Annotated in this window: 9 protein-coding genes; 4 read left to right on the top strand and 5 right to left on the bottom strand. The window is 63.1% G+C overall.

The window, feature by feature from the left end:
- Positions 1–32 precede the first annotated feature (32 nt).
- A complete protein-coding gene (gene motB, locus LXM55_RS18020) occupies positions 33–1,118 on the bottom strand; it encodes a flagellar motor protein MotB (RefSeq protein ID WP_233321587.1) in 1,086 nt (361 codons plus the stop codon).
- Between the two features lie 3 nt (positions 1,119–1,121).
- Entirely contained in the window at positions 1,122–1,973 is an 852-nt protein-coding gene (gene motA / locus LXM55_RS18025) for a flagellar motor stator protein MotA (RefSeq protein ID WP_233321588.1), read from the bottom strand.
- Positions 1,974–2,139: 166 nt separating this feature from the next.
- Here motA and LXM55_RS18030 point away from each other — a divergent pair, with 166 nt between their 5' ends.
- The 3 genes from LXM55_RS18030 to asd are packed head-to-tail and all read left to right on the top strand — an operon-like array spanning position 2,140 to position 5,416.
- Positions 2,140–3,678: an HDOD domain-containing protein gene (locus tag LXM55_RS18030; RefSeq protein ID WP_233321589.1), complete on the top strand. Its 1,539-nt coding sequence runs from the start codon at positions 2,140–2,142 to the stop codon at positions 3,676–3,678.
- A gap of 43 nt (positions 3,679–3,721) precedes the next feature.
- Complete coding sequence (gene rhdA, locus LXM55_RS18035) at positions 3,722–4,537, top strand: thiosulfate sulfurtransferase (RefSeq protein WP_233321590.1); 816 nt, start codon at positions 3,722–3,724, stop codon at positions 4,535–4,537.
- An 18-nt stretch (positions 4,538–4,555) separates the two neighbouring features.
- A complete protein-coding gene (gene asd / locus LXM55_RS18040; protein WP_233321591.1) occupies positions 4,556–5,416 on the top strand; it encodes an archaetidylserine decarboxylase in 861 nt (286 codons plus the stop codon).
- 69 nt (positions 5,417–5,485) lie between these two features.
- Here the strand turns inward: asd and serB are convergent, their stop codons facing one another.
- Positions 5,486–6,700: a phosphoserine phosphatase SerB gene (serB, locus tag LXM55_RS18045; RefSeq protein ID WP_233321592.1), complete on the bottom strand. Its 1,215-nt coding sequence runs from the start codon at positions 6,698–6,700 to the stop codon at positions 5,486–5,488.
- Between the two features lie 133 nt (positions 6,701–6,833).
- Between serB and LXM55_RS18050 the strand changes: the two genes are divergently transcribed.
- Positions 6,834–8,360 (top strand): AhpA/YtjB family protein, encoded by a 1,527-nt coding sequence (locus LXM55_RS18050; RefSeq protein ID WP_233321594.1) that lies wholly within the window; start codon positions 6,834–6,836, stop codon positions 8,358–8,360.
- A 518-nt stretch (positions 8,361–8,878) separates the two neighbouring features.
- On the opposite strand, the gene LXM55_RS18055 is transcribed toward LXM55_RS18050, so the two are convergent.
- Positions 8,879–9,589, bottom strand: a complete 711-nt coding sequence (locus tag LXM55_RS18055; protein WP_233321596.1) for a PqiC family protein — start codon at positions 9,587–9,589, stop codon at positions 8,879–8,881.
- Between the two features lie 179 nt (positions 9,590–9,768).
- Positions 9,769–12,027 carry a DNA topoisomerase IV subunit A gene (gene parC, locus LXM55_RS18060; protein ID WP_233321597.1) on the bottom strand — a complete coding sequence of 753 codons (2,259 nt, stop codon included), beginning with the start codon at positions 12,025–12,027 and terminating at the stop codon, positions 9,769–9,771.
- Position 12,028: the final 1 nt, after the last annotated feature.

Here is a 12,028-nt window from a genome sequence, read left to right on the forward strand (position 1 = left end):
CAAGGCCGCGATCTTCGCGGCCTTGTCGTTTGTTACTTCGCAGTTCCCGGCGCAGCGGGCGGAGCCGCTGGAGCTGGAGCGGAAGACTGCCCTGCAGCCCCCTGCTCGTCCATCTTCAGCACACCGTCCTCGAAGATATTCAGACGCTGGCGCACTTCGTGGGCCGGCAGCGACTCGCTGCCTGGCGGCAACGCATTCGGGTCAGCGGCAGCCCCCGGTACCTCGCCAGGCGCACCTTGGCCCTGAGTCGGTGCCGGGGCATTCGGGTCGGTCTGCTCACCTTCGATGGCCCGCTGAGCTTTCTTGGTCAGCACCACGATATCGATGCGCCGGTTGACCGGGTTGAACGGGTCCTTGCGATCGAACAGCGCCGAAGAAGCAAAACCCACCACCCGCGCTACCTGCGGATCTGGATAACCACCCGCCACCAGCGCCCGACGCGCAGCGTTGGCACGGTTGGCCGACAGCTCCCAGTTACCGAAATCGCCAGTGCCCGAATATGGCTTGGCATCGGTATGGCCGCTGATGCTGATCTTGTTCGGCACGGTCTTGATGGTGTCGGCCATGGCCAACAGAATGTCTTCGAAATACGGTTTCAGGCGCGCACTGCCGGAGTCGAACATCGGCCGGTTCTCAGCGTCCATGATCTGGATCCGCAGGCCGTCCGGCGTAATCTCGAAAAGGATCTGGTCCTTGAATTTCTGCAGTTGCGGGTTCTCTTCAACCTTGTTCTGCAACTCTTGCAGCAGCAATTCGAGACGCTCGCGCTCAACCTGCTCGGCCATGCCCTCGACCTGATCGGCGTCCACCGTGACCTTGTCCGGCTGTGGCTGGGACTTGATCTCGGGGTTGAGGGTGGTGTCCGGTGCCAGCTCCGGGGAGCCGCCCAGGTCGATGATGTAGGGCGTGCCGCTTTCCGAGAAGCCGATCGGGTCCTTGAAGTAACCGGCAATGGCGATCTTCTGCTCCGGGGTCGCGGTGGACAGCAGCCACAACACCAGGAAGAACGCCATCATCGCCGTGGCGAAGTCGGCGAAGGCGATTTTCCAAGCGCCCCCGTGATGCCCGCCAGCGAAGCGCTTGACGCGCTTGATGATAATCGGCTGATTATTTTCCATGACTTAGCGACCGCGAACCGCTTGTTCCAGCTCGGCGAAGCTAGGACGGTGCGCTGGGTACAGCACCTTGCGCCCGAACTCCACCGCCAGCGAAGGCGGCATGCCGGAAGCCGAGGCTACCAGGGACGCCTTGATGGCTTCGTAGACATTCAGTTCTTCCTTGGCATCGTGGGACAGCGAAGTCGCCAGAGGGCCGAAGAAACCATAGGCCGCAAGAATACCGAAGAAGGTACCCACCAGCGCGGCACCTACGTGCAGACCGATGGACTTCTGGTCACCCTCGCCCAGGGACGCCATGGTCACCACGATACCCAGTACCGCCGCCACGATACCGAAGCCCGGCATGGCGTCGGCGATCCCGGTAACCGCGTGGGATGGATGCTCGAGGTCTTCCTTGAGACTGAACAGCTCCATGTCGAACAAGCCTTCGAGCTCGTGGGGAGCCATGTTGCCGGAGGACATGATGCGCAGGTAATCACAGACGAAGGCGGTCATGCGTTCATCTTTGAGCACTGCCGGGTACTTGGCGAAAATCGGGCTGGCCGCGGCGTCCTCGATGTCACCTTCGATGGCCATCATGCCTTCGCGGCGACTCTTGTTGAGGATCTCGTAGATCAGGCCCAGCACTTCCAGGTAGAAGGTGTGGGTGAAACGCGAGCTGAACATGCCCAGGGACTTTTTCACGACGTGCATCGTCATGTAGCCCGGGTTGGCCTGCAGGAATGCGCCGAACGCAGCACCACCAATGATCATGACCTCGAAGGGCTGGATCAAGGCAGCAATTTTGCCGTGAGAGAGCACGTATCCGCCGAGCACGCTCGCGAATACGACGATGATGCCGATAATTTTAGCCATAGGTAGGGGAGTACTTATTGAGTCGGGTTCAAGGTCATATTCGGAAGTTCTTAAAACTCTTCTTCTACTTATCGGCAAAACTGCGCCAGACTATAGCCAGTTAAGGCGAAAAGCCAGTTTGGCCCGCTCTGGGCGTGTTCACAGCAGACGATGATTGCGCCCGACCATGTCCAATGAAACCAGCGTCCCACATTCTCCACCCGCCTCTCTCGACGCCTGGGTAAAGCTCCTCAATGGCGTGCGTTTGCCTGTACCCCAGGCCAGCCATGACCGGGTTTGCCGAGCCATTGCCAACAACCGCAGTTCGCTGCGGGAGATTGTCGACCTGATGCAAAACAGCCCGGCACTGGCCTTGAGCGTGATCCGCGAAGCCAACCGGCAGACCCACGGCAGCATGAGCGAACCGGCGGAAAACCTGGAGGTCGCGGTCAACCGCCTGGGCCTCAAGCGCACCGAGGAACTGCTCGAACAACTGCCAACCCTGGCCGAAGAGCAGATCCCCCAGGCATTGCGCCAGTTTCAACTGATCAGCCAGCACGCCAGCCAGCAAGCCAACGGTTTCTTCGCCGGGCGCCTGGCCCGCCTTTGGCAGGATATCCACTGGGGCAGCCTGCTGTTTCTTTCACCGCTGTGGGCCATGGCCCTGGTCTATCCCAAGCTGCTGGAAGAGTGGGAACTGCGGGTCATCTATAAGCACGAGCGCGCGCACGACGTCGAACTGCAACTGTTCGGGGTACGGCTGATGGAAATGTGCCAGGCCCTGGTGCTGGCTTGGCATCTGCCGATCTGGGTCCAGCAGGGCTATCGCCTGCTGACCCAAGAACAGCCTCAGCTGGCCAAGGTCATGTTGATTGCCCGGGACAGCGACAACCCGCTGCGCCAGCAACAGCGCCTGGACGCCGAACCGGAACTGCGGCGCTGGTTGAACCAGCCGGCCAACACCGTGCTGCTGGCAAACGGCCTGGCATTGGCGGCGCAGCAGTCCTGGAGCAGCCCCCACGGACGACGCTGGCAGAATCTCACCGCCCTCTATCTGCAGATCCCCCTGGCCCAGGTCCAGCAACAGCTGCACCAACAGGCGGTGCAAAGTGCGCGCAACGATGCCCAGCCCGATCTCTGGCACCCGGCCCAGGCCTTGCTCTGGCCCTGGGATGCCCGACGCCTGCATCCAGGCGAACAGCCGGCCCCGGCCCCCACCGCGGTGGAGCTGGCCAAGTGGCGCAAACTCTGCGGCGAACTGCTGCTGGAGCCCAGCCCCTTTACCAACGCCGTGCACCTCACCGGCTTTGCTCGCGATGCCCTGGTCGCCTGCGGCATGCAACGGGTCATGCTGCTGATGGTCGATCGCAGCCTGAGCCACCTGCGGGTGCAGCAGCTGCATGGCCTGCCCAAGGAGGCGGCCAGCCTGACCCTGCAGACCAAACAGAGCCCGCTGCTGCATCGCCTGCTGGAAAAGTCCGCGCAGATCCGCCTGACCCCGGCCAACCGCGCACAGTTCGCTGCCCACCTGCCAGGCCCGTTGCGCCAGCTGTTTCGCGGCGAACACTTGCTGATCCGTTCACTGTCGTGCAACGACCGGGTGCTGATGCTGGCAATCGCCGACCAGGGCGGCGTGCCGTTCTCGGAAATCAGCGTCCAGGCGTTCGGCAAGACTGCCCAGTGCATCGAAAAAGCCCTACACAGCTTTACCAACCGCAGCCAATGACGCTTGCGCTACAATTCCTCCCTTTGCGCCCTGGGGACCTGACATGTCTGACTTCTCTGGCTTGCCGCTGGTCATCGAACCGAGCGACCTGCTCGCCCGCCTCGACGCCCGCGAACTGATCCTGGTCGACCTGACCAGTGCAGCCCGCTATGCCACTGGGCACATTCCCGGGGCACGCTTCGTCGACCCCAAGCGGACCCAACTGGGCCAGGCCCCGGCTCCCGGCCTGCTACCGTCGCAGGCTGCGCTTGAAGCGCTGTTTGGCGAGCTCGGGCATAACCCGGACGCGGTCTATGTGGTCTACGACGATGAAGGCGGCGGCTGGGCCGGGCGCTTCATCTGGCTGCTGGACGTGATCGGCCACAAGCGCTACCACTACCTCGACGGCGGGCTGCCGGCGTGGCTGGCGGAAAGCCTGCCGGTCGCCACCGAAGCGCCAGCCTCGGCTGGCGGCCCCGTAGCCCTGACGCTGCATGACGAACCTACCGCCACCCGCGAGTACCTGCAAAGCCGTCTCGGCGCCGCCGACCTGGTGATCTGGGACGCCCGCGGCCCGCTGGAGTATTCCGGCGAGAAGGTCCTGGCGGCCAAGGGCGGGCACATCCCCGGCGCAGTGAATTTCGAGTGGACCGCCGGGATGGATCAGGCGCGCCACCTGCGCATCCGCCGCGACATGCCACAGATCCTCGCGGACCTGGGCATCAGCAAAGACAAAGAAGTGATCACCCACTGCCAGACCCACCATCGCTCCGGCTTCACCTACCTGGTGGCCAAGGCGCTGGGCTACCCGCGGGTCAAGGGCTACGCCGGCTCCTGGGGCGAATGGGGCAATCATCCCGATACGCCCGTAGAGATTTAAGGTTTTTAAGGACACCCAATGAAAAAGCGTTTGTTCATCATCAGCCAGTACCTGCTGCCTCACCACTTGCTGTCGCGTCTGGCGGGCTGCATCGCCGAGTGCCGCGTGCGCTGGTTCAAGAATGCGTTCACCCGCTGGTTCGCCAAGCAGTATCAGGTCGACATGTCCGAGGCCCAGGTAGAAGACGTGACCGCCTACGAGCACTTCAACGCCTTCTTCACCCGCGCCCTGAAAGAAGGGGCACGACCACTGGACACGACCCCTGGCGCAGTGCTCAGCCCTGCCGATGGCGCGGTCAGCCAATTGGGCCCGATCGAGCACGGCCGGGTGTTCCAGGCCAAGGGCCACAGCTACAGCGTGCTGGAACTGCTGGGCGGTGATCCGGCCCTGGCGCAGCCGTTCATGGGCGGCGACTTCGCCACCATCTACCTGTCGCCCAAGGACTACCACCGGGTGCACATGCCCCTGGCCGGCACCCTGCGGGAAATGGTCTATGTCCCGGGTCGGATCTTCTCGGTGAACCAGACCACCGCTGAAAACGTACCCGAGTTGTTCGCCCGCAACGAACGCGTGGTGTGCATTTTCGATACCGAGCGTGGCCCAATGGCTCTGGTGCTGGTGGGCGCGATGATCGTTGCCTCGATCGAAACCGTCTGGGCCGGCCTGGTAACGCCACCCAAGCGCGAGCTCAAGACCGTGCGCTACGACGAAGCGGCCCGAGCGCCGATCCAGCTGGAAAAAGGCGCCGAAATGGGCCGCTTCAAACTGGGCTCCACGGCCATCGTGCTGTTCGGCCCGAATCAGGTGCAGTGGGCCGAAGAACTGGCCGCCGGTTCGCCAGTGCGCATGGGCCAGGGCTTGGGCCTGCCCAAGGCTTGAGACCTGGATGACGGACACAAAAACGCCGCTGATCAGCGGCGTTTTTCATGGGCGTTTTTGACCGGCGCCTCAGAGCTGCCCGTCACGATCCCGGAAGCCCAGCAGATACAGCACGCCGTCCAGGCCCAGGGTGGAGATGGCCTGCTTGGCCGACTGTTTGACCAGCGGCTTGGCGCGGAACGCCACGCCCAGGCCGGCAATGCCGAGCATCGGCAAGTCGTTGGCACCGTCACCGACCGCAATGGTCTGCTCCAGGCGCAGGCCTTCCTTGTGCGCCAGCTCGCGCAGCAGATCGGCCTTGCGCTGGGCGTCGACAATCGGCTCGATCGCCACGCCCGTGACTTTGCCATCCACCACTTCCAGCTCGTTGGCAAACACGTAGTCGATACCCAGCTTGGCCTGCAGCTGTTTGGCGAAGTAGGTGAAACCGCCTGAAAGAATTGCAGTCTTGTAGCCCAGGCGCTTGAGTTCGGCGAACAGGGTTTCGGCACCCTCGGTCAGGCGCAGGGAAGCGCCGATGGCGTCGAGCACATTGACATCCAGCCCCTTGAGCAGCGCCAGGCGCTCCTTGAAGCTGGCACGAAAATCCAACTCGCCAGCCATCGCCCGCTCGGTGATTTCCGCGACTCGATCGCCCACACCGGCAGCCTTGGCCAGCTCGTCGATGACCTCGGCCTCGATCAGCGTCGAGTCCATGTCGAACACCGCCAGGCGCCGGTTACGGCGGAACAGCGAGTCTTCCTGGAAGGCGATATCGACGTTCAGTTCCTGGGCCACGCTGAGGAACTCGGCGCGCAGGGCTTGCGGGTCGGCGGCTTCGCCACGCACCGAGAACTCGATGCAGCCCTTGCCCTGATCGGCCGGCATGTCCAGGGACATGCGCCCGGACAGGCGATCGATGTGGTCGATGTTCAGGCCGTACTTGGCGGTGATCGAACTCACCCGCTGCAACTGCTCGGCGGTGACCTTGCGGGTCAGCAGGGTGACGATGTGGCGCTTCTTGCCCTGGCCGGCGACCCACTGCTGGTAATCCTCTTCGGAGACCGGGGTGAAACGCACCTGCTGGTCGAGCTTGTAAGCGGTGAACAGAATGTCCTTGAGCACCGACGAGCTCTGCTCGTTGCCGGGAATCTCAACCAGGATGCCGAACGACAAGGTGTCGTGGATCACCGCCTGACCGATGTCGAGAATGTTCACACCACCCTGGGCCAGAACGCCGGTAATGGCTGCAGTCAGACCGGGACGATCTTCGCCGGTGATGTTTATCAGGACAATTTCGCGCAAGGCGCACCCCCGAGGTGGAAAAAAAGCGCATTCTACCCACTTTCGGTGACCATCGGGCACAGCCAGCGCTTTGCCGGTCTAGGGCCTGTCGCTATACTGCGCGTCAACTTCACGGACAAAAGAGCCGAGCTCAGTGAACCGGCCCACGCCAGTTAAAACCGACAACTTCTTCCTGCTGATCTTCCGTGCACTGCGCCATCGCCGTGTGCCGATTGCATTGCGCATTGCCAGCCATAACGTGATCCTGGTCGCCCTGGCCCTGGTGATCTATGCCGGAGTGATGGGCCTGCAGTTCAAGCAAGCCATGCATGAACAGGCCGACGCCCTGGGCCAGAGCCTGACCACCCAGACCGCCACCTCGGCCACCGAGTTGCTGGTGTCCAACGACATCCTCAGCCTCAACGTTCTGCTCAACAACCTGACCAAGAACCCGTTGGTGGCCCACGCGGCGATCTACAGCGTCGACAACCGCATCCTCGCCGAAGCCGGGCAGCGCCCCAAGAGCAGCCTGCTGGGTGAAACCGAGGGTGTCTACCAGACCAAGATCACCTTTCAGGACGTGACCGCCGGCAACCTGCGGATCAGCCTGGACATGGCGCAATTCCAGCAGCCGATGACCATCAGCCTGCAAAGCATGGGCATCCTCAGCGCCATCCTGCTGGCCCTGGCCCTGGCCTTGAGCCTGCGCCTGGGCCGGCACATTTCGACCCCGCTGTTGCAACTTCGGGTCTGGCTGCGCGACCTCGATGAACACACCCCGGCAACCCAGCGCCAGGACGAAATCGGTGACCTGGCGCGCCAACTGCACGCCCGCCTGGTGCCAGAGAAAGCCGAGCCGGCGCCGCAACCAGAGCTTGAAGAGCAGGACGACGAGGACGATGAACCCGCGTTCGAAGTACGCAACCTGCGCGACCCGAGCTTTGATGAAAGCGCCCCGGTGGCCGGCCTGAAACCAGCCCCGCGGCACCTGGTCCACGCCGAGGAAGACGAACAGGACGAGGAAGACCCCTTCGCCGACCTGCGGGACAACTCCCCGACCCCGGCACCCAAGGCCCAGCCGCAACCTCAGGTCCCGGCCCAGCCTCAGCACAGCGCCGTACTCGCGGTGCAACTGGGCGCCCAGGAACAGCTGCGACGCCTGCCCCGCGCGCGCCTGATGGAACTGCTGGAGCGCTACCGCGATTGCCTCGACCAGGCAGCCTCGCTGTACCAGAGCGAACTGCACACCCTGAATGACGGCAGCACGCTGATGCTGTTCCACAGCGAAGACAGCGGCGACGACTACCTGACCAACGCCATCTGCTGTGGCGAGCTGCTGCGGGCCCTGGGCCACGCCTTGCAGATCGAAGTCGCGGACAGCGGCATCACCCTGCAACTGCAGTTGGGCCTGACCCTGGGCGACGAACTGTTCGGCCTGAGCCAGATCGACCTGCTGCTGACCGAAACCGCCCAGGATGCCCTGGCACTGTCCCAGCACAGCCGCAACCTGCTGCTGGTGGAACGCAAGGTCAATGACGACGCGCTGCTGCGCCAGCGAGCACGTATTCGTCCGATCGCCAGCCCGGAAGGTGCTTGCTGCGTTGAACGCCTGATGGAGCCCTACCCATCGATGCTGGAGCGGCAACTGGCGCGCATGCACGAGACACGAGCCAAGCTGTAAGGCTGCCCTCGTGCCAGAAAAAGCCCGCCAAGTACGTAATGCTGTCCACTTAACAAAAAACGGCGCTTCCTCAAGATGAGCAAGCGCCGTTTTTTTGGGCTTCGCTGCCGCCCCAAAAGAGACATTCTTCGTTCGGCCGCTCGAATACAGAGCATTGCCCTGTGGCGAGGGAGCTTGCTCCCGCTGGGGTGCGCAGCGCCCCCAGTCGCATCTACGCGGTGAGCCTGAAAAAACGCGCCGGCAGGTTTTACGACCGCTACGCGGTCGAGCGGGAGCAAGCTCCCTCGCCACAACAGGCCTTGCCACTACAACAAGTCCCTGTTCGTTCGGCCGCTTAAGTGAACAGCATTACGCCAAGTGCGGGCTTTTTCGTGTCTGGCGGACGGGTTTGTCGCGCCCTGCGCGGGCAAACCGACGCCGACGACCCTGCTCTGGCTCGCCAACCGAGCAGCACCTGGCCCTGGCCCAGAAACAACAAGGCCCGCTGCTAGGCGGGCCTTGTCTTGCGGCGGTGCGCTTCAGAAGCGGAACACTTCCATATCCGTACGGATAGGCGTGGCCATCGGAATCTTCGGCTGCTTCTCGTGCTCGGCAGGCTTGGGCGCTGGCGCCGGAGCCGCCTTGCGAGGCACTTCGGCGACGGCGGGCTGATTGGCCAGGGGCTTGAGGGCGCCCGACAGTTGCTCGGCCAGGCGTTGCAACAACACGCCCTGAGCCTGAACCTGCGACGCCGTGGTCCCCGCATGCTGTTCCTGCAGGTGGATGATGCGGTTATCCCGCACCTGGCCACGACGGTCGATCAGGCGCCATTGCGCGTCCAGCACTGCAGGTTGCGACTTGCCCGAATCCAGGCGCGTGATCGACAGCAGCACCTGGACATCCGGGGTGAAGCCGCTGGTGGCCGGGGCCAACACGACTCGCTGACTGTCCAGGTGACCGGCCACCTGGCGCAGCAGCAACTGGTTGATGTCCGAAGACAGGCTGCCGGCCCAGCGACCATCGGTCGAGGCTTGCAGGCTGCCATCATCCTGACGCTGAAGGAGGGTTTCACGTTGCAGGTAATCGGCGATCAACACCGGCCCCAGCACTACCGACATGCCGGCAGTGGCCGGCTGGGCTGGACTTCCGCTGTCCAGCTGATACAGCGACACCGGCTGGTGTACGCTGCAACCCGCCAGGCCAAGAACGCCAGCGAGCAAGAAAACAAGAGGAAGGCGCAGAGCAGTCATCATCCCATCCAGGTGGCGGCCACAAGGCTAACCACAGTGTAAATACTCAAAAAAACCTGAATAACGCCCGGCCACGCCGGCGTTTGAAAGCGCATATCATCCGTGAATATGCGCCCTGACTCCAGTGTTGTAGCGTCGATCCGCCGCTTAAATCGCAGATAGAACGCTCTAGCACGCCTTTAACTGAGAGTTTCTACCAACAACGCATCCACCCGCTGGAAACCGCGAGGCAGTTTGTTGCCACGGCGACCGCGCTCGCCTTTGTAGTGCTCCAGATCGTCGGCCTTCAGCGACAAGGTGCGCTTGCCGGCCTGCAGCACCAGGGTCGCGCCATCCGGCAGTACCGCGATGTCGGTAACGTACTCTTCGCGGCTGGCCACGCGCTCACCGGGAATACCGATGATCTTGTTGCCCTTGCCCTTGCCCAGTTGCGGCAGGTCGCTGATCTTGAACACCAGCAGGCGCCCTTCGGTGGTCACCGAAGCCAGCCAGTTCTGTTCACGATCGGCCACTGGCCGCGGCGCCAGCACCTTGGCGTTGTTCGGCAGGCTCAACAGTGCCTTGCCCGCCTTGTTCTTGGCCTGCAGGTCCTCGCCCTTGACCACGAAGCCGTAACCGGCATCGGAAGCGATGACATACAAGGCATCGTCATCCGGCAACAGCACGCACTCGAAGGTCGCACCTGGCGGCGGCGTCAGACGGCCGGTCAGAGGCTCGCCCTGGCCACGCGCCGATGGCAGCGTATGAGCGGCCACCGAGTAACTGCGGCCGGTGGAGTCGATGAACACCGCGAACTGGTTGGAACGCCCGGCAGCGGCGGTCTTGTAGCCATCGCCAGCCTTGTAGGACAAACCAGTGGCGTCAATATCATGCCCCTTGGCGCAACGGACCCAGCCTTTTTCCGACAGAACGATGGTGACCGGTTCGGTAGGCATCAGTTCGTTTTCCGACAGTGCCTTGGCCTCGGCCCGGGCAACGATCGGCGAACGGCGGTCGTCGCCGTAGGTTTCTGCGTCTTGCAGCAGCTCGCTACGCACCAGCTTCTTCAGCTTGGCTTCACTGTTGAGCAGCGCTTGCAGCTTGGCCTGTTCCTTGAGCAGTTCATCCTGCTCGGCCCGCAGCTTCATCTCTTCCAGACGCGCCAACTGCCGCAGACGGGTGTCGAGGATGTAGTCGGCCTGGATTTCGCTAAGGGCAAAACGCTCGATCAGCTTGGCCCGTGGATGCTCCTCGGTGCGGATGATGTGGATCACTTCATCCAGGTTGAGGTAGGCAATCAGCAAACCGTCCAACAGGTGCAGGCGACGCTCGACCTTGTCCAGGCGGAACTGCAGGCGCCGACGCACAGTGCTGACGCGGAATTCCAGCCACTCCACCAGCAGGGCCCGCAGGTTCTTCAACTGCGGCTTGCCATCCAGGCCGATGATGTTGATGTTGACCCGATAGGTAGACTCCAGCTCGGTGGTGGCGAACAGGTGCTGCATCAGCTCTTCGGGATCGACCCGGTTGGAGCGCGGGATGATCACGATGCGGCACGGGTTCTCGTGGTCCGACTCGTCGCGCAGGTCGGCCACCATCGGCAATTTCTTGGCCTGCATCTGACCGGCGATCTGCTCCAGCACCTTGGCCCCGGACACTTGATGCGGCAGCGCCGTGACGATGATGTCACCGTCCTCGACGCGGTACACGGCGCGCATGCGCACCGAGCCACGGCCGGTTTCGTAGATCTTCAGCAGATCGGCGCGAGGCGTGATGATTTCCGCTTCGGTGGGGTAGTCCGGGCCCTGGATATGCTCGCAGAGCTGCTCGACGCTGGCCTTGGGCTCATCGAGCAGGCGCACGCAAGCCGAAGCCACTTCCCGCAGGTTGTGCGGCGGCACGTCGGTGGCCATGCCCACGGCGATGCCGGTGGTGCCGTTGAGCAGGATGTTCGGCAAGCGCGCCGGCAACACCAGCGGTTCCTGCAGCGTGCCGTCGAAATTCGGCCCCCAGTCCGCAGTCCCCTGGCCCAGCTCGCTGAGCAGCACTTCGGAGTAGCGCGACAGGCGCGCCTCGGTATAACGCATGGCGGCGAAGGACTTGGGGTCGTCCGGCGCCCCCCAGTTACCCTGCCCGTCCACCAGCGTGTAGCGGTAGCTGAACGGCTGGGCCATCAGCACCATGGCCTCGTAGCAGGCCGAATCGCCGTGCGGGTGGAACTTGCCGAGCACATCGCCCACGGTACGCGCGGACTTCTTGTGCTTGGAATCGGCATCCAGCCCCAGCTCACTCATGGCGTAGACGATACGCCGCTGTACCGGTTTCAGGCCGTCGCCGATATGCGGCAAAGCACGGTCCATGATCACGTACATGGAGTAGTTGAGGTAGGCATTTTCGGTGAAGTCAGCCAGTGACCGGCGTTCTACGCCATCCAGGCTGAGATCAAGGGAGTCGCTCATG

Origin of the sequence: Pseudomonas sp. Au-Pse12, from assembly GCF_021341665.1 — a bacterium.
Lineage (GTDB): Bacteria > Pseudomonadota > Gammaproteobacteria > Pseudomonadales > Pseudomonadaceae > Aquipseudomonas.